This window comes from Streptomyces sp. NPDC048484, from assembly GCF_040651415.1.
Classification (GTDB): domain Bacteria; phylum Actinomycetota; class Actinomycetes; order Streptomycetales; family Streptomycetaceae; genus Streptomyces.
Genome location: NZ_JBEZJY010000003.1, coordinates 1 through 18,535, shown reverse-complemented (window position 1 = coordinate 18,535; position 18,535 = coordinate 1). Strand labels below are relative to the sequence as shown.

The 18,535-nt window shown below is 68.3% G+C and carries 16 protein-coding genes and 1 riboswitch; of the genes, 4 read left to right on the top strand and 12 right to left on the bottom strand.

The window, feature by feature from the left end; genetic code table 11:
• Window positions 1–7: 7 nt before the first annotated feature.
• Entirely contained in the window at window positions 8–1,528 is a 1,521-nt protein-coding gene (locus AB0D14_RS03330) for a glutamate--cysteine ligase (RefSeq protein WP_362773985.1), read from the bottom strand.
• 676 nt (window positions 1,529–2,204) lie between these two features.
• Here AB0D14_RS03330 and AB0D14_RS03325 point away from each other — a divergent pair.
• The 3 genes from AB0D14_RS03325 (at window position 2,205) to AB0D14_RS03315 (ending at window position 4,359) form a co-directional block, all read left to right on the top strand.
• A complete protein-coding gene (locus AB0D14_RS03325; RefSeq protein ID WP_362773982.1) occupies window positions 2,205–2,795 on the top strand; it encodes a hypothetical protein in 591 nt (196 codons plus the stop codon).
• 426 nt (window positions 2,796–3,221) lie between these two features.
• Window positions 3,222–3,425 carry a DUF5999 family protein gene (locus AB0D14_RS03320; protein ID WP_362773980.1) on the top strand — a complete coding sequence of 68 codons (204 nt, stop codon included), beginning with the start codon at window positions 3,222–3,224 and terminating at the stop codon, window positions 3,423–3,425.
• A 262-nt stretch (window positions 3,426–3,687) separates the two neighbouring features.
• Window positions 3,688–4,359: a HutD family protein gene (locus AB0D14_RS03315; protein WP_362773977.1), complete on the top strand. Its 672-nt coding sequence runs from the start codon at window positions 3,688–3,690 to the stop codon at window positions 4,357–4,359.
• On the opposite strand, the gene gcvP is transcribed toward AB0D14_RS03315, so the two are convergent.
• On the bottom strand, window positions 4,347–7,232 hold the full coding sequence (gene gcvP, locus AB0D14_RS03310; protein ID WP_362773974.1) for an aminomethyl-transferring glycine dehydrogenase: 2,886 nt from the start codon (window positions 7,230–7,232) through the stop codon (window positions 4,347–4,349). The two genes, AB0D14_RS03315 and gcvP, sit on opposite strands and share 13 nt — an antisense overlap.
• A 184-nt stretch (window positions 7,233–7,416) precedes the next feature.
• Window positions 7,417–7,512, bottom strand: a riboswitch (glycine riboswitch).
• Between the two features lie 104 nt (window positions 7,513–7,616).
• Between gcvP and AB0D14_RS03305 the strand changes: the two genes are divergently transcribed.
• Complete coding sequence (locus AB0D14_RS03305) at window positions 7,617–7,991, top strand: PRC-barrel domain-containing protein (RefSeq protein WP_362773971.1); 375 nt, start codon at window positions 7,617–7,619, stop codon at window positions 7,989–7,991.
• Window positions 7,992–8,115: 124 nt separating this feature from the next.
• Here the strand turns inward: AB0D14_RS03305 and AB0D14_RS03300 are convergent, their stop codons facing one another.
• The 10 genes from AB0D14_RS03300 to AB0D14_RS03255 all read right to left on the bottom strand — a co-directional run bounded on the left by AB0D14_RS03300 (window position 8,116) and on the right by AB0D14_RS03255 (window position 18,343).
• Entirely contained in the window at window positions 8,116–9,498 is a 1,383-nt protein-coding gene (locus tag AB0D14_RS03300) for a DNA polymerase IV (RefSeq protein ID WP_362773969.1), read from the bottom strand.
• Window positions 9,499–9,616: 118 nt separating this feature from the next.
• Window positions 9,617–10,249 carry a MerR family transcriptional regulator gene (locus tag AB0D14_RS03295; RefSeq protein ID WP_362773966.1) on the bottom strand — a complete coding sequence of 211 codons (633 nt, stop codon included), beginning with the start codon at window positions 10,247–10,249 and terminating at the stop codon, window positions 9,617–9,619.
• A 241-nt stretch (window positions 10,250–10,490) separates the two neighbouring features.
• On the bottom strand, window positions 10,491–10,964 hold the full coding sequence (locus tag AB0D14_RS03290) for a bifunctional nuclease family protein (RefSeq protein WP_006123076.1): 474 nt from the start codon (window positions 10,962–10,964) through the stop codon (window positions 10,491–10,493).
• An 85-nt stretch (window positions 10,965–11,049) separates the two neighbouring features.
• Window positions 11,050–11,784: a MerR family transcriptional regulator gene (locus AB0D14_RS03285; protein ID WP_362773964.1), complete on the bottom strand. Its 735-nt coding sequence runs from the start codon at window positions 11,782–11,784 to the stop codon at window positions 11,050–11,052.
• Between the two features lie 43 nt (window positions 11,785–11,827).
• Window positions 11,828–12,799, bottom strand: coding sequence for an FHA domain-containing protein (locus AB0D14_RS03280; RefSeq protein WP_362773961.1), 972 nt, complete (start codon window positions 12,797–12,799; stop codon window positions 11,828–11,830).
• A gap of 61 nt (window positions 12,800–12,860) precedes the next feature.
• Entirely contained in the window at window positions 12,861–13,796 is a 936-nt protein-coding gene (locus AB0D14_RS03275) for a DUF881 domain-containing protein (protein ID WP_362773959.1), read from the bottom strand.
• 5 nt (window positions 13,797–13,801) lie between these two features.
• The gene (locus AB0D14_RS03270) at window positions 13,802–14,134 is read right to left on the bottom strand and encodes a small basic family protein (RefSeq protein WP_046587749.1); all 333 of its coding nucleotides are present in this window, start codon (window positions 14,132–14,134) and stop codon (window positions 13,802–13,804) included.
• Window positions 14,131–15,033 (bottom strand): DUF881 domain-containing protein, encoded by a 903-nt coding sequence (locus tag AB0D14_RS03265; protein WP_362773955.1) that lies wholly within the window; start codon window positions 15,031–15,033, stop codon window positions 14,131–14,133. The genes AB0D14_RS03270 and AB0D14_RS03265 overlap by 4 nt, the downstream gene beginning before the upstream one ends.
• Before the next feature lie 92 nt (window positions 15,034–15,125).
• Window positions 15,126–17,621, bottom strand: a complete 2,496-nt coding sequence (locus AB0D14_RS03260) for a mannose-1-phosphate guanyltransferase (RefSeq protein WP_362773952.1) — start codon at window positions 17,619–17,621, stop codon at window positions 15,126–15,128.
• An 89-nt stretch (window positions 17,622–17,710) separates the two neighbouring features.
• Window positions 17,711–18,343 (bottom strand): CDP-alcohol phosphatidyltransferase family protein, encoded by a 633-nt coding sequence (locus tag AB0D14_RS03255; RefSeq protein WP_362773949.1) that lies wholly within the window; start codon window positions 18,341–18,343, stop codon window positions 17,711–17,713.
• Between the last annotated feature and the right edge of the window lie 192 nt (window positions 18,344–18,535).

The following is an 18,535-nucleotide window of genomic DNA, read 5'->3' as shown; positions in this document are numbered from 1 at the left end:
GCCGCTGTCACCCCAGCGGAACGGCCGGCTCCCGCAAGCCGACCGGCCAGGTGTGCACCGGCTCACCGAGGTGCATCAGTTCGCTGTACCGCTTCGTCGTGGCGGCCAGCGCGGCATTGCGCCCCATGCCGCTCTCCAGCGCCCTGTGGAACGTACGGGACTGCCAGGAGGCCCCGTTGACTCCCCGCTTGCACCGCTCCTCGATCACACCGAGGTAGAGATCCCGGTCGGCCGGCTCGACGCCCCACGCGTCCAGACCCGCCGCGGCGAGCGGCAGCAACTCGTCCCGCACCAGTTCCACCGCGGGCATCCGCGTGACCCCGCCGTGCCTGCCGCGCCGCGGCCACTCCAACTGTGCGTCGATGCCGTACCGGCAGGCGCGGTCGAAGTTCGAGGCCGCGGCCTCGAAGGGCAGCCGGGTCCAGACCGGCCGTGCCTCCGCGGCAAGGGCGCGTACGAGTCCGTAGTAGAAGACCGCGTTGGCGACGACGTCGATCACGGTGGGGCCCGCGGGCAGCACGCGGTTCTCGACCCGCAGGTGCGGGACGCCGTCGTCGATGCCGTACACCGGGCGGTTCCAGCGGTAGATGGTGCCGTTGTGGAGCACGAGTTCGGCGAGCCGCGGAATACCGCCCTCGTCGAGGACGCGCATCGGGTCCTCCTCGTCGCGGATGGGCAACAGGGGAGGGAAGAAACGGAGGTTCTCCTCGAAGAGGTCGTACGCCGAGGAGATCCACCCTTCACCGAACCAGGTGCGCGGCCGCACTCCCTGCGCCTGCAGCTCCGGCGGACGGGTGTCGGTGGACTGGAGGAACAGCGGGGGCCGGGACTCGCGCCACAGCTCACGGCCGAAGAGGAACGGCGAGTTGGCGCCGACGACGATCTGCGCCGCGGCCGCGACCTGCGCGGCGTTCCACACGTCGGCGAACCGGTCGGGGGTGACCTGGAGGTGCAACTGCACCGAGGTACAGGCGGCTTCGGGCGCGATGGACGCCGAGGTGCAGCTGAGCCGCTCCACGCCCTCGATGTCCAGCGAGAAGTCCTCGCCACGGGCCGCCACGATCTGGTCGTTGAGCAGTGTGTAGCGGTCCACGTCGGAAAGGTTCGCGGAGACCAGGTCGTCGCGGGCGAGGGTCGGCAGAATACCGATCATCACGATTCCGGCCTCGACCTCGTTCGCCTTCCGGTGGGCGTATGCGAGTGAGGTGCGCAGTTCCTCGGCGAGCCGGTCGAATACCCGGCCTTCCAGCCGATGGGGAGCAATGTTTACTTCCAGATTGAACATGGCGAGTTCTGTTTGGAAATCACGGCTCGCGATACGCTCGAGTACTTCAGCGTTCATCATTCTCGGCATGCCGTCGGGCCCCGCCAGATTCAGCTCGACCTCCAGACCCATGAGATTCTTGGGACGGTCGAACCGCTTCTCCGCCAACAACCGCGCCAGCCCCTCCAGACACTGCTGGAGCTTTTCTCGGTACCGTCGGCGGTCGGACAGACCGATCGACCCCACCACGACCTTCTCCCCCATCGAAGCTTCCCTCCTCGACTGGGCAGCCCGTGGAACCGGCCGCTGGTGTCCGGCTCACGGAAGATGATGCCCAGGCAATGTGATCGATAACGCCCTGGGGTGACCCCCCGGGCACTACTCTGAACTCAGTTTTCTCCCGGCACATTCACCAGGCATGAGGCATCGCGTTTTTGTTGACGGTCGACCCTGTCGTGAAAAACACCGATGAAAACCGGCCGTCCACCTCGGTGGAATATTCCGAGGTCAGCGACGGGTACCCGCAAAGAACCTCGGTCAAACACACGTTTAGGCGACCTGATTGCCTCTTGCACTTAATATGCGGAACGGCTAGCCGAAACATCGCCTGAACACGTGTCGTATAAACTCCGCGAACGAGGCAGAGAGTTGGCACTCACGGTCGCAGAATCTGTCGTCGAAGTGACATCTTCGCCCGAAGGGCGGGCCGCCGGCGCCCGGTGCGTGCGATCGCCAGTGTGTCGGAAGGAACGTAGCGGAGCTACCAGGGCCTTCCGACAACTCGGCGAGCACACGTACCGGACATCTCGCGGCAGACGTCCCTTCGCCGACGGGCCCTGCACCCACGCCCCTTTGACCCAGAGAGCTGACCCAGAGAGCTGACAGCGCCGTCCGCCCCCGCCCCGCGCCACCATGCCTGTCGAACGAGAGGCGACCCATCATGCCGCTGCACGTCCCTCCGGCTCCCGCGCCGGCATTGCGCACCGTCGTCACGGCCCTCGGTTCCCCCACCGCGGTCCGCGAAGCCCGTACCCCGTCCCTTCGCAACGCCCAGGGACCCCTCACAGCCGAACTCCCACTGCCTGTCCACGTGCTCGACCGGATCACCCCGGCCGGCACCTCGGCCACCCGTCTCGCCGGATGGCGATTCCTCATCCGCTGCCACGAACGTGCTGTAGCGGCCGCGGAAACCAGGCTGACCCCCGACGGCTGGGCCTTCTCCCACTTCTTCGAGGGCCCGTACGTCACCGCGACCGAACGCGCTCTGCGCCAGGCCGAGACGATGCCGGGGTCGTACCAGCCACGTCTGCTGTCGGTACCCGAGCTCTACATGCTCACACTCTGGCTGCACGGCGACTTCACCGCCGACGGCACCGGAGGCCGTCTCGCCGCCACCGACCTGCTGGTGCCGCTGGCGCCCGCCCCACCCGGCATCGCCGCTCACCGCCCGCACCGGGCGGCCGAACTGCTGCCCGTTCTGACGCATCGGCTCACCCCGACGCCCACCCCGCTGCTCGGCTCACCCGCCTGAGCGCATCCCTACTTTCGTGCCCCGCGGCCTCCACCCCGGCCGCGGGGCACACCGCTGTGCGCGTCGCCCTTATGCGCGAGGGACGGGAAACGGATATACGCGAGGGATGGGGAGCGGACGGGGAGGGTGTCGCGTGGAGTGACGCATGCTGGACGCAGCGCACCCCCGGCCCGTACGGACTAGCCCCATCCGACCATTCCGAACCACCCAAAGAGACACCTCAGTTGGGATGAACCGTCCGCACGGGTGATGCGTCATCAACCTGTGAGGAGTGCTGCCGCTAAATCCCTGCGGATTGACGCCCGTAGGGCAACACTGGGTTCCGGACCATCTGACAAACGGGGGGCGGCCATGAACGCCAGTTCGAGCCGCGGGACAGACAACACATCGATCACCGACCTCACACCAAAGCGAAAGATCCCATCAATGTGCCAGCACCAGCGACCGTGCCCGACAGCCGACTCCGCCGACCGGGAGGCAGCGCTCCTCGTGGCGCATCACCCGGAGCAGGGCTGGAGCCTGCTGTGCAACGGCGTCCTCCTCTTCGAGGACACCGGCGAACTTCTGCCGGACGGCCGGATCATCGCTCCGCACCGGCCGCTGGCCATGGACGTGATGACCGCCGCCTGAGCGGCACGACGCACACGGGCGGCGCGGCAGACCGCCCGGACACATGAGGGGCCGGCCCGGGAAACACTCCCCGAACCGGCCCCGACGCATGTCCAGGAATGACTCAGGAGTAACCACTCTGCCCAGGTTTGCCCTGAACAATGCTGGTCACCGCTGACGTACCCGCTGTCACTGACGACTCACGACTCACGACTGAGCGACGATGGACGGGAGAGTGACCGCTGGACAACAGACTGGACGACAGAGAGGCCGTGAGTTCGACATGCTCACACCGGAACCACGCGCCGGAGAGTCGGGAATCGGCTACGCGGATGCCACGCGCGTCATCCGCATGACCACGCTCGAACCACAGCGGTGGGCCAACGGGCGAGGCTGGACCCGCGAGATCCACCGCGAGCTCGCAGCAGATCAGCCCAGGACGACCACGTGGCGGCTGAGCCTCGCGGACATCGAGGAAACCGGCCCCTTCTCCGCACTTCCGGAGATGGACCGCCATCTGCTGTCAGCGGCTCCTGTGCCCCTGCAGCTGTCCATCGACGGAGTCGTGCACGATCTGCGCTACACCCAGGTGGTCCGGTTCGCCGGAGCCTCGCAGGTGGCCGCGACCGCCGTTCAGGGCCGGGCGCAGGCGCTCAACCTCATGACACGGCGCGGCATCCGCGGCGGCGTCGACCTTCTCAGCGGCGACGCGCAACTGCCCGTCTCGGCCACGTCCGCCACCGCTCTGGTGGTGCTCGACGGCACCGTCTCGCTCGGCGGCCGACAGCTGGAGCGGTTCGACACCGTTCTTCCCGGCAGCGACGAGACACTCCTCGACCTCCGCAAGGCGACCGTGGCCCGTGTGCGCGTGGCGACACCGGCCGCCCATACCTCTGCGCCCGCCGGCCCCGGCCGCCCTTTGGCGGACACGAGGAGTGACGACTACTCCTCGTAGGTGTCCAGCGGCGGGCAGGAACAGACCAGGTTCCGGTCGCCGTACGCCTGGTCGATCCTACGCACCGGCGGCCAGTACTTGTCGGCGGCCGAGACCCCGGCCGGGAAGACCGCCTCCTCACGGCTGTACGCGTGCTCCCACGTGTCGCCGAGCGCTGCCGCCGTGTGCGGGGCGTTGCGCAGCGGGTTGTCGTCCGCTCCCCACTCGCCCGTGCCGACCTTCTCGATCTCCGCGCGAATGGCGATCACCGCGTCGCAGAACCGGTCGAGTTCGGTGAGGTCCTCGCTCTCGGTGGGCTCGATCATCAGCGTGCCGGCCACCGGGAACGACATGGTCGGCGCGTGGAACCCGTAGTCGATGAGCCGCTTGGCGACGTCGTCGACACTCACGCCGGTGGCCTTGGTCAGCGGCCGCAGGTCGATGATGCACTCGTGCGCCACCAGCCCGCCGGGACCGGTGTAGAGGACCGGGAAGTGCGGCTCCAGGCGCTTGGCCACGTAGTTGGCACTCAGCACGGCGACCTGCGTGGCCCGCTTGAGTCCCTCACCGCCCATGAGACGGACGTACGCCCACGAGATCGGCAGTATGCCCGCGGAACCCCAGGGAGCCGCGGAGATCGGGCCCACGCCCGTCTCCGGTCCCGCGGCGGGCTGCAGCGGGTGGTTCGGCAGGTACGGCGCCAGGTGCGCGCGCACCCCGACCGGCCCCACACCCGGGCCGCCGCCACCGTGCGGGATGCAGAACGTCTTGTGCAGGTTGAGGTGCGAGACGTCGCCGCCGAAGTGACCCGGCTTGGCGAGCCCGACCAGCGCGTTGAGGTTGGCGCCGTCCACGTACACCTGGCCGCCCGCCTCGTGCACCTGCGCGCAGATGTCGGCGACGTGCTCCTCGAACACACCGTGCGTCGAGGGGTACGTGATCATCAGCACGGACAGCTCGTCACGGTACTGCTCGATCTTGGCGCGCAGGTCCTCGACGTCGATCTCGCCGTCCCCGGCGGTCTTCACGACGACGACCTTCATACCGGCCATCACGGCGCTGGCCGCGTTCGTGCCGTGCGCGGAGGACGGGATCAGGCAGATGGTGCGCTGCTCGTCGCCGCCCGCCCGGTGGTAGCCGCGGACGGCCAGCAGACCGGCCAGCTCGCCCTGCGAACCGGCGTTGGGCTGGAGCGACACCTTGTCGTACCCGGTGACCTCGGCCAGCTGCTCCTCCAGCTCACGGATGAGCGTCAGATAACCCTGTGCCTGCTCGGCGGGCGCGAAGGGGTGCAGCTGCCCGAACTCGGGCCAGGTGACCGGCTCCATCTCGGCGGTCGCGTTGAGCTTCATCGTGCATGAGCCGAGCGGGATCATGCCCCGGTCGAGCGCGTAGTCGCGGTCCGCGAGACGGCGCAGGTAGCGCAGCATCGCGGTCTCCGAGCGGTACTGCTGGAAGACCGGGTGTGCGAGGTACGCGTCGGTGCGCAGCAGCGGAGCCGGCAGCGTGTCCTGTGCCGTCGCGTCCAGTGCCGCCACATCGCCGTCGACGCCGAACGCCGACCAGACCGCGCCCAGTTGGGTCCGTGTGGTCGTCTCGTCGCAGGACAGGGACAGGTGGTCCGCGTCCACGAGGTGGAGGTTGACCCCGCCCTGGCGGGCGGCCGCGAGTGTCTCCGCGGCCCTGCCCGGCACCCGCACGGTGAGCGTGTCGAAGTACGCCTCGTGGACGACCTCGACCCCGCCCGCCGTCAGACCCGCGGCGAGGATCGTGGCGTACCGGTGGGTACGCCGGGCGATGGCTCTCAGACCCTCGGGACCGTGGTAGACGGCGTACATCCCGGCCATCACGGCGAGCAGCACCTGAGCCGTACAGATGTTGCTGGTCGCCTTCTCACGGCGGATGTGCTGCTCCCGCGTCTGCAGGGCGAGCCGGTACGCCTTGTTGCCGTCCGCGTCGACCGAGACACCGACGAGCCGCCCGGGCAGACTGCGCGCGAACTTCTCCCGTACGGCCATGTATCCGGCGTGCGGCCCGCCGAAGCCCATGGGCACGCCGAAGCGCTGCGTCGTACCGACGGCGATGTCGGCTCCCAGCTCACCGGGCGAGGTCAGCAGCGTCAGGGCGAGCAGGTCGGCGGCGACGGTGACGACCGCGCCCAGTTCGTGCGCCTGGTCGACGACGGGCCTGAGGTCCCGTACGGCACCGGAGGCGCCGGGATACTGGAGGAGTACGCCGTTGATCTCGCGCTCGGCGAGTTCGGCGGGGATGCCGGCGCTCAGGTCGGCGACGACGACCTCGACGCCGGTGGGCTCGGCGCGGGTCCGGATCACGGCGACGGTCTGCGGCATGGCGTCCGCGTCGATGAGGAAGAGGCCCTTCTTGTTCTTCCCCATGCGGCGCGACAGCGCCATGGCCTCGGCGGCCGCCGTGCCCTCGTCGAGCAGCGAGGCGCCGGAGGTCGGCAGGCCCGTCAGATCGGCGACCACGGTCTGGAAGTTGAGCAGCGCTTCCAGGCGGCCCTGCGAGATCTCCGGCTGGTACGGCGTGTACGCGGTGTACCAGGCGGGGCTCTCCATGACGTTGCGCAGGATGACGGGCGGTGTGAACGTGCCGTAGTAGCCGAGCCCGATCATGGAATCAAGCACCTGGTTGCGATCCGCGAGGGAGCGCAGCTCGGCCAGCACCTCGGCCTCGCTACGCGCACCCGGCAGGTCGAGCGTGTCGGCGTTCTTGATCACATCGGGCACCGCGGTGGCCGTCAGCTCGTCGAGCGAGCCGTACCCCACCTGCGCGAGCATCTTGGCGCGGGCCTCGGAGTCGGGCCCGATGTGGCGCTGCTCGAAGGGGATTCCCTGTTCGAGCTCGGAGAGCGGAATACGATGGGCGGTCATTGCGGAGGCCTCCTGGTCTGACGACCTTCGAGGGGCACCACGGCATGGGTGCCCGGACGGCCTCCCCCTCTGTCATCTCAACCTGAGAGCTTCACCGGTTCGCCACGAGGGCGCTCCGGCTTTCACCGTCGGTGAGAGCGGAACCCGTCGAACACCCGGACACCTCTCTGCTTTCCAGAGTGACCTCGTCCATGCGGTACGTGTGCCTGAGAGATTCCGGGGAGGATTTGCTCCTTCGGCGCCTCCGATGAAACCCGGAGGACTCTCCCGCATGGGGTCAGCAGCCGCCGCCCAGCCTATCAGCGGGGTTCCCTCGAGTGGCCGCCCTCCTCAAAGTGCTCTTTCGTAGTGCTTACGGATGACTTGCGAGCAGCTGGAGGGCCCGTGCAGACCGACATCGATCCGCGCAACCTGATAGGGCGCAAGGCGTTCGACCGCAACGGCACGAGAATCGGCACCGTTGACGAGGTCTACCTGGACGACGCGACCGGCGTACCGGAGTGGGCGGCCATACGCACGGGCCTGTTCAGCCGGGACGCGTTCGTCCCCCTGGAGCCGAGCGAACTGATCGACGGATCGCTGCGCATCCCGTACGAACGGGCCCTGATCAGGGACGCCCCCGACTTCGGCGTCGGACGGCACCTCTCCCCCGAACAGGAAATCCAGCTGTACCACCACTACGGCCTGGATGTGGCTCCACCTCCCCCCTTCCCGGACCACGACTTCGGCCACCTGTCAGCCAAGGAAGAACCCACCTGAGTTCTTCAGGGACGCGGGAACGGTGCGACAGGCCACACACGCCCCGCACCCACCGCACGCACGACCGCACAGAGGCACGAAGACCTGCTTGCGGAAGACCTGCTTGCGGACTTTGAGGCCCCCCTCACCCCTCCTCCGGCGCCACATGCACGCCCGCGGGTATCCGCGCGACCAACGGCAACGGCTCCGCCACCTCCAGCGCAGGATCGTCGATCCGGAAGGTCTTCACCCGCCCCGGCCCGGAATCAGGCGTCTCGAACCGCACCGTGACCCGCCCCAGTCCGCTCCCCTGCACCCACCCGTGCCCGAACTCGGCATGCCGCACATCGTGCCCCGCCCGCCACTGCCGCTCGGCCGGCGGCTCCGGCTCCGCCTCCTGGACCGGCTCCTCGGCCTCTTCCCGGCCGGGCTCCTCCGACTCCTCGGCGGCAGCCGCCCGAGCCTGGGCGAAAAGGTCCTCCTGCGTGTAGTCGGCGAGTCCCGAGACCCCGACCCCCAGCAGCCGTACGCCTCCCGTGGTGTCCACGGACTCCAGCAGCCGTGCGGCCGCCTCCCGAACCACCGCGGGGTCGTCCGTGGGCCCTCGAAGCGTCTCGGACCTGGTCAGCGTGGAGAAGTCGAACCGGCGCACCTTCAGCACGATGGTCCGCCCCGACAGATGCGCACCCCGCAACCGCTGGACACACCGGTCCGCGAGCCGCTGCACCTCCATGCGCACCCGCCCCCTGTCGTGGATGTCCACGTCGTACGTGTCCTCGACCGACACCGACTTGGTGTCCCGCTCGGCCACCACGGGCCGCTCGTCGCGGGCCAGCGCCATGGCGTACAGGGCGACCCCATGAGCCTTCCCCAGCAGCCGTACGAGTTCGTCCTCGCCCGCTACGGCGATCTCGCCGACCGTGTTGATCCCGCCCCGGCGCAGGTGGTCCCCCGTGGCGGGCCCCACGCCCGGCAGGATGCGCACCGGCATGGGAGCGAGCAGCGTCCGTTCGGTACCCGGCTCTATCAGCACGAGCCCGTCGGGCTTGGCCTGCTCGGAGGCGATCTTCGCGAGCATCTTGCAGGCTGCCAGCCCCACGGATCCGGTCAGCCCCGTGACGGCCCGGATGTCCGCGCGCAGCTTCCCCCCGGCCAGCAGCGCAGATCTCTCGTCCCAGGCCGTCTGCCCGGCCTCCAGGTCCACGAACGCCTCGTCCAGGCTCAGAGGCTCCACCAGCGGTGACAGCTCCCGCAGCAGCCTCATCACCTGCTCGCTGATCTCCCGGTAGAGCCCGAAGCGCGGTACGAGGTACGCGGCGTTCGGCGCCAGGCGGCGGGCCTGCGCCATGGGCATCGCCGAATGCACGCCGAAGACCCGTGCTTCGTACGAACAGGTGGCGACCACTCCACGCGGTCCGAGGCCGCCCACGATGACCGCTTTCCCGCGCAGACTCGGCTTGGACGCCTGCTCCGCCGAGGCGAAGAAGGCGTCCATGTCGAGATGCAGGATCGTGGGCGCGGTTCTCACATGTCCGATGCTGCCCTACGCCACTGACAATGCCCCGGCACACCGCCTCCGGAGGGATGCGGGACCGCGCCAGAAACCGCCCGACCGCGGAACCTCCGGAGCCGCCGGAGCCGCCGGGTCAGACCGCCCGGTTGCGGCGCCGGGCAAGCTCGTCCGCGGGATTTGGCCCGACGAGTGTCTCGCCCGTGTCGACACGCTCCCCGTGCAGCTGCGAGAGCGCGTTCTCCACGTCCCGCCACACCACGCCCACGGCGATGCCGAAGATGCCCTGGCCGCCCTGGAGAAGTGCGTGGACCTCGTCGGGTGAGGAGCACTCGTAGACCGTCGCACCGTCGCTCATCAGCGTCATGCGCTCCAGGTCGCAGGATCCGCGTTCTCTGAGGTGCTGCACCGTGGTGCGGATGTTCTGCAGCGAGACCCCCGTGTCGAGGAACCGCTTGACGATCTTCAGGACGACCACGTCCCGGAGGCTGTAGAGCCGCTGCGTCCCCGTTCCGTGAGTGGGTCGCACGCTCGGCTCGACCAGCCCGGTCCGGGCCCAGTAGTCCAACTGCCGATAGGTGATCCCCGCGGCCGCACACGCCGTGGGGCCGCGATAACCGATCTCCTCGGACGCCACCTCGCCGTCCACCGGCACCGCCGTCGGCCGCTGTACGTGATCGGCCGCGCTGCTCTGAAGCGAGTACGGGCCGCTCTCCCCCGGACCGCGTCCGGGGGCACCCCCAGCCGTACCGTCGCCGCTGCTTCTCACGCCGACCTCCGTCCTTGACCTGCCTCCTCGACGGTAGGCAGTCACCAGGGGCGCGTCAACGATCGCCACACTCGGCACGCCGGGTGATAATCACCCTGAGAGTGGTTTCCCGTGCCCCACCGCGGGGAAAGGCTAGCCGAATGCCCTCTCGACGGCCGCCGTACGGCCTGTTGTGCGACGGTCCCGGAGGGTCACCGGCCGGTGTTTCACGCCGCCGCTGACGTCACTCGCGTCACTCACGTCACTGACTGTTGGTCCCGAAGTCCTCTGGCGAGATCTGGTCGAGGAACTCGCGGAACTTCTCCACCTCGTCCTCCTGCTCGTCCGGAATCGCGATGCCGGCGTCGTCCAGGACGCCGTCACTGCCGTAGATGGGCGTCCCGGTGCGCAGCGCCAGCGCTATGGCGTCGGACGGCCGGGCGCTGACCTCGACTCCACTGGCGAACACCAGCTCCGCGTAGAAGACACCCTCCCGCAGATCCGTGATGCGCACTTCGGTCAGCTCCTGACCGACGGCCTCCAGCACGTCCTTGAACAGGTCGTGGGTCAGCGGTCGCGCGGGGGCCATGCCCTGCTGTGCGAAGGCGATCGCCGTCGCCTCCCCCGGCCCGATCCAGATAGGGAGGTAACGGTCGCCTCCCACTTCACGCAGGAGCACGATCGGTTGGTTGGAGGGCATTTCCACCCGGACACCTACGACGTCGAGCTCGTTCACACAGCAACCCTAGGCCGTGCCCGGCACCTTTGGGTAGTCGAGCACGGAATGGTGCCCTATCCCACGCCCGGCGCGCCCCGCCGGGTCAGGGCAGCCGCACCCCGAGCGCGGACTGCACCAGGGCGGCGTGCAGCTTCACCGCGAGTCCCGCGAGCTCCTTGGTACGCGCCTGTGCGTGTGCCCTGGTCTGTGGGTTGCGATGGAGGCGCAGGGGCGCCACGACCTGGTCCACGAGCGCTGCTTCGCGGTCGGCGGCCGCCTTCACAGCACGCAGGTGCCGCGGCTCGATCCCGAACCGACCGAGCTCCAGGACCAGTCCGGCCACCGTCACCGCCTCGGCGTCGTACACGCCCTCCGGCAGGGGGGCGATGAGCCCGTACGACTCCCACTCGTCGAGTACCTGCTCACCGATCTCCGCGGCGGCCAGCAACTCGGCCCGGCCGATCCGGACCACCGTGGGCCCTTCAGGCTCGCTCGGGGCCCCGCCGTCGCGCTGACGCCCCACGGACGGCACCGGGGCCGTCTCACCGCGCCCCGGGGCGTCCAGATGCTCGCGGATCACCTTCAGGGGCAGATAGTGGTCCCGCTGCATCCGAAGGACGTGACCGAGACGCTCGACATCGCCCGGACTGAACTTCCGGTATCCCGAGGGCGTCCGCTGCGGCTCGATGAGGCCCTCGGACTCCAGGAACCGGATCTTGGAGACGGTGACCTCGGGGAACTCGTCACGCAGCACGTTCAACACGGTGCCGATACTCATCAGCCCGTTGTCCGCGGCGGCGGCGCCGTGTCCGGCACCGCCGCTCGGTGTTCGAAGCATGGACCTTCCCTGGGGGTCTCCCCGGACAAAGTCTGGGGGAGGGTCAGATGCCCCGCTGGCTCGCGTAGAAGACCAGCCGGTACTTGCCGATCTGCACCTCGTCACCGTTCGACAAGGGGACCCGGTCGATCCGCTCCCGGTTGACGTACGTGCCGTTGAGGCTGCCGACGTCCGCCACCGTGAACGAACCGTCGGGCTCCCGGCGGAACTCCACATGGCGGCGCGACACGGTCACATCGTCCAGGAAGATGTCGCTCTGCGGATGACGGCCGGCCGTGGTCAGCTCGCCGTCCAGCAGGAAGCGGCTGCCCGAATTGGGCCCCCGCCGCACCACCAGAAGCGCCGAGCCGAGCGGCAGCGCGTCGACGGCGGCCTGCGCCTCGGGAGACAGCATCGGCATCTGGGTCTGGCCGGTGACCTCGGCGTCGTAGGCCTCAAGGCCGGAAATGGAAATCGTCGAGGTGGTCTCCGACGGGCGCTCCGGGGTCGCCCCGGCCCGCAACGGCGCACCACAGTTGGAGCAGAAGCGACTCGCTTCCGCGTTGCGGTTACCGCACCTCGTACACACCAGGGCCGACATGGACGGATCCTCCTGCCGCGGCTGCCCCGCCGGGGTATTGGACGCGTACGGGTCGGAGCCGAAACCTCCACCCGCACCTGAGGTTGACGGATCCCCGAAACCTATGCGCCCCGACTGGGCAGGGTCAACAGACGGCGCGCCCTGACCACCGGAAATGTCACCGCCCGGCCCACCGACCTGGTCCCGGAACAGCGGGCGGTCTCCCTGCTCCTCGCCTTCCGAGGGGCGCGGTGCACGATGCCGGGCAGTCGCGTTGTCGCTGCCTTCTCGTGCGCTCTTGCCGAACAACTTCGCAAACAACTTCACGGGCGATTCCCCTTGACCGAAACAGACCCGCCCGTGGGGCAGGACGAACCCTGATTGCACACACCGGTCGAGCCGGACACCCTCACAACGTCCGTATCCACCAGACAGTTTCCACCACGCACCACCCATTCGGTGCGCCGACCCCCCGCAAGCTCATGCCCTGGAGGAGCGGCCCTCAAGCGCCGCCGGTTCACTGGGAGGACGACCGAGCGTGCTCAGGCCGCTTCGCCGGTCGCACGGCGTCCACGACGATCTTGTCCGAGCGTTCCACCGTGACAGTGGCCTGCTCCTTCTCCAAAGTCTGCACCACTCCGCCAGGGATGTTGAGCGCCGGTTCGAGGTCCTGCGGCTTACCGATGACCTTGAAACGATAGGGGGAGCTGATCTTGTTCCCGTCCACGGCGACTCCCCCGTCCACATCCGTCAGATAGGTGCCCGCGACGATCCTTACGCCGTTGACCTGGATCGCCTCCGCGCCGGCCGCGCGCAGCTCCTGGACCGCGTCGAGCAGCATGTCGGCCTCGACCGTCCCCTTCTCGTCGTCGATCGTCAGCGTGATGCCGGGGCCCTGCGCCGCCACGGTGCCCGCCAGAATGCCGAGTTGTTTCTCCTTCTCGACCGTCTGTTTACGGGCCTCCTCGGCCTGGTCCGAGCTGTTCTCCAGCTCGGTGCGCTGATCCTCCAACCCCTGCTTCTCCTCTTCCAGACGCTGTGTGCGGCCATCCAGTTCATCGAGGATGCGCACGAGATCCTCCTGACGTGCGCCACGCAGGGCGCCGTCGCTGTCACTGTTGGACGCCACCTGGACGGCGAGGCCGAAGCCGAGCCCGAACAGCAGAAGCGCGACGATGAATTGCGCACGGGACACGCGTGGCGGCCACAGGCCCTTCACCAGCCGCTGCCGGCCGGTGAGGGCGGCAGGCCTGCCCGGCTCCGGCCCAGCCTCCGGAGTCCCGGCGTCCGGTGCCGCGGGCCCCTCCGCCGTCTCCCCTGTCTCCGCCGTCTCCGAAGCCTTCGGAGCCGTCGGAGCCGCCGGGGACTCCGGAGCCTTCGCCGACACTTCTTCGGGCAGTTCCCTACGCAGCGAACTCTTGGGGGTGCCCGGCGTTTCGTCCTCGCTGTTCATCCGCCTCACGCCCGGAACACGTGCCGGCGGATCGCCGCGGCGTTGGAGAAGATGCGGATACCGAGGACGACCACGACACCCGTGGACAACTGGGCGCCCACGCCCAGCTTGTCGCCCAGGAAGACGATCAGCGCGGCCACCACGACATTGGACAGGAACGACACCACGAAGACCTTGTCGTCGAAGATGCCGTCGAGCATCGCCCGCAGACCTCCGAACACGGCGTCCAGCGCCGCGACGACGGCGATCGGAAGGTAGGGCTCGACCATCGCCGGAACCTCGGGCCGGACCAACAATCCAGCCACGACTCCCACAACGAGGCCCAGTACGGCGATCACGATGTGCCTTTCTCTGTGCTCGGTTCTGCTGTTCGTACGATCACACTCGATGCTGCGGGCAGCCGGACCTCGCCCTCGACGGACATGCTGGTCCTGACGCCGAAGTTCTCCTGCAGAGCGTGCAGATACCGCCCGTCACCGCTGTTCTGGAACTTGGTGCTCAGCCGGTTCCCATCACCCACGGCCAACACCGTGTACGGCGGCGCCAGCGGCTTGTTGTCGACCAGTATCGCGTCACCCGCGGCCCTGATCGCGGACAGCGCCGTCAGCCGCTGTCCGTTGATCGTGACGGCCTCGGCACCCGACTCCCACAGCCCGTTGATCACGCGCTGCATGTCGCGATCACGTACGCGTCCGGTGTCTGAGAAGCCCGACGTCTCGCGCGCGTCCCCTTCACCGCCCTGGCCGGCTTCCTTGGCGTCGTCCACGACGAGCTTCACGCCGGGGCCGTGCACCTCGACGGCCCCCGCCAGGATGCCCACCAGCTCGCCCTGGTCACCGCCGTGCTTCTGCAACGCCTCACGCTGCCGGGAGCTCACATCGTCGCGGAGCTCGTCGATGCCGTCCTCCAGGTCCTCGGCCGACGACGTCTCACGGTCGATACGGTCGATGAGCTCCTCGCGCTCCTTCGCCACGCCCGGAGCCGCTATCCGCGCCTGCGCCGCACCCACGGTCACCACGAGCGCCGCGAGCACCAGCCCGGCCGCGAGAGCGAGCTTCGCCCGCAGCGTCTTGGGCATCCCGCCGGTGCCTTCGGCCTTCTTGCGGGCAGCCGCCTCGGCGTACCCCTCGTCGAGGCTGTGGTCCATGACGTTGGTGAGCAGCGACATGGACGCGTCCGGGCGCGAGGGGCGCGTAGGGGTGCTCCGAACGGGGGGCTGCTGCGGCATGCCGCACATCGTCGCACGTCGCGACCAGTACCTCCGAACGGCCCCACCGACGTGCCGGACGGGCCCTGTTGAGGGCACCGTCCGGCACGCGCGTGTGCAGCTCAGCGACCTGCGCTGTCCACCACCGACGACCACTCGTCGAGCAGAGCCTGCGCCGACGCGTCGTCGGGTCCTTCGGCCCACAGATGGGTGACCGCCTCCGCCGGATCGGGAAGGACCATCACCCAGCGACCGTCGGTCTCCACCACACGGACACCGTCGGTCGTGTCCACGAACCGGTCACCGGCCGCTTCCACGACACGCCGCATCACAAGCCCCTTGACCGCCCAGGGAGTCGCGAGATCGCGCTTGAGGACGTGCGCCCGCGGGATCCGGGCGTCGATCTGACTGAGCGTGAGCTGTGTCCGCGCCACCAGGCCGATGAGCCGGACGAAGGCCGCCGCGCCGTCGAACACGCTGCTGAACTCGGGCACGATGAACCCGCCGCGCCCGTCGCCGCCGAAGATCGTGGACTCTTCGCGCCCGACGCGCGTCAGATCGTCCGGAGACGTCGTCGTCCAGTCGACCTGCGTCCCGTGGTACGCCGCCACCTGCTCGGCGATCCTCGTGGTGGTCACCGGCAACGCCACCCGCCCGCTGCGCCGTTCGGCGGCCACCAGATCCAGCATGACGAGCAGCGCCCGGTCGTCCTCGACGATCCGGCCCTTCTCGTCGACGAGCGACAACCGCTCGCCCACCGGGTCGAACCGCACCCCGAAGGCCGCCCGCGCGGAGGCCACGATCTCTCCGAGCCGCACCATCCCTGACCGGCGGGAGTCCGCTGTCTCTGTGGGCCGCGACTCATCGAGCCCTGGGTTGATGGTCAGCGAATCGACCCCGAGCTTGCCCAGCAGGCTGGGCAGCACCAGTCCCGCACTGCCGTTCGACGCGTCCACGACCACCTTGAGCCCGGACTCGGCGATCCCGGTCGTGTCGACATTCCTGAGCAAGGAGCCCGTGTACGAGTCGAAGACGCTGGCCGGAAAATACAGATCCCCGATCTCGCCGGGGAAGGCACGCCGGTACTCCTGCCGCGCGAACACCCGGTCGAGCTTGCGTTGGCTTCCCTGCGACAGGTCGGCCCCGTTCCCGTCGAAGAACATGATGTCGACCGAGTCGGGAACCCCGGGCGTCGTCCGGATCATGATTCCGCCGGCACTGCCCCGCGCGGTCTGCTGCCGCGCCACCGGCAGCGGTACGTTCTCCAGGTCCCGTACGTCCATGGCGCTGGCCTGCAGGGCGGAGATGACCGCCCGCTTGAGCGCGCGGGCACCTCGGGAGTGGTCACGGGCCGTCGTGACGGTGGAACCCTTCTTGAGGGTCGTCGCGTACGCCCCCGCCAGGCGCACCGCCAGCTCAGGCGTGATCTCCACGTTGAGGATCCCGGTCACTCCACGGGCTCCGAAGAGATGGGCCTGGCCGCGCGACTCCCAGATGACCGACGTGTTGACGAAAGCGCCGGCCTCGATGGTCTTGAACGGGTACACCCGCACGTTGCCCTGAACGATCGATTCCTCGCCGACGAGGCACTCGTCCCCGATGACGGCGCCGTCCTCGATCCGCGCGGCCCGCATGATGTCGGTGTTCTTTCCGACGACACAGCCACGCAGGTTGCTGTGCTGACCGATGTACACGTTGTCGTGCAGCACGGCCTTGTGCAGGAACGCCCCGGTCTTCACGACGACGTTGGAGCCCACCACGGTGTGCTCACGGATTTCGACGTCGGCCTCGATCTTGGCGTAGTCCCCGATGTAGAGCGGTCCTCGCAGCACCGCGTCGGGGTGGACCTCGGCGCCCTCGGCGACCCAGACTCCGGGCGATATCTCGAAGCCGTCCAGTTCGACGTCGACCTTGCCCTCCAGGACATCGGCCTGCGCCTTCACATAGCTCTCGTGCGTGCCGACGTCCTCCCAGTAGCCCTCGGCGACATAGCCGTAGATCGGCTTGCCCTCCTTCATCAACTGAGGGAAGACGTCACCGGACCAGTCGACGGAGACATCGGCCTCGACATAGTCGAATACTTCGGGCTCCATGACGTAGATGCCCGTATTCACGGTGTCCGAGAAGACCTGACCCCAGGTCGGCTTTTCAAGAAAGCGCTCGACCTTGCCCTCGTCGTCGACAATGGTGATGCCGAATTCCAGAGGATTGGGGACGCGGGTCAGGCAGACGGTGACCAGCCCACCCTTTTCCTTGTGGAAATTGATCAGGTCGGTGAGGTCGAAGTCGGTCAGAGCATCACCGGAGATCACGAGGAAAGTGTCGTCCTTGAGTGCCTCCTCGGCGTTCTTGACGCTGCCGGCAGTACCGAGCGGCTTCTCCTCGTTGGCGTAAGTCAGCTCCATACCGAGCTCTTCACCGTCACCGAAGTAGTTCTTGACCAGCGAGGCCAGAAACTGGACAGTGACGACGGTTTCGTTGAGCCCATGCCTCTTGAGCAGCCGTAGCACGTGCTCCATGATCGGGCGATTGGCCACGGGCAGGAGCGGCTTGGGCATGCTTGAGGTCATGGGGCGAAGGCGTGTGCCTTCGCCTCCGGCCATCACGACGGCCTTCATGTCGGAAGCGTCCTCCTTGAAGAGACGGTCTAGCCGACTTCACCCGTCAGATTGTCCCGCACATTCTCGTTGCGGGCCATCAGAGGCCACTACGGCCGCCCATTGGGCGAGCTCAGTCGGCCATGGTTGTCCGCACGAACAAGGCGGCGGACCTGAACCATGTAGAGGATCCCTGCCCACCAATACAGAGTTGTACCCCATCCTGCGAACGCCCATCCGAAAATAGCACCGAGTGACGCAAGCCATCCACTTCCGTCACTGAGCAGCAGGAACGGGAAGGCGTACATCAAGTTGAACGTCGCGGCCTTCCCGAGGAAGTTCACCTGAGGCGGCGGATAGCCGTGCCGTCTGAGGATGCCCACCATCACGAGCAGAACCAGCTCACGCGCCAGCAGGACACTGGTCAGCCACAGTGGCAGGATCTCGCGCCAGGTGAGGCCGAGCAGGGTCGACAGAATGTAGAGCCGGTCAGCCGCGGGGTCCAGCAGCCGGCCGAGACTGCTGATCTGGTTCCAGCGCCGGGCGAGCTTGCCGTCCAGATAGTCGGTGACTCCGCTCAACATGAGCACCAGAAGTGCCCAGCCGTCGCTGTTGGGCCCACCGAACTCCGGCCTGAGGATCAACCACAGGAAGAGCGGTACGCCCGCGAGGCGCGCCATGCTGAGGACGTTCGGGATGGTGAGAACCCGGTCTGTCTGAACGCGGGTCTCCTGGACCTCCACCCGAGGGCCTCCTGTGGGGAACGTGCTGACGTTGCTCCCTGACCTTACCCTCAGGCATCCGCCCACAGCGCGGAGGGGCCCCGGTATCCTCCCGTGAAACGCAAAGAAGCCCCCGCACCGAGGTGCGGGGGCTTCTTTGCAATATTTGTTCGGCGGCGTCCTACTCTCCCACAGGGTCCCCCCTGCAGTACC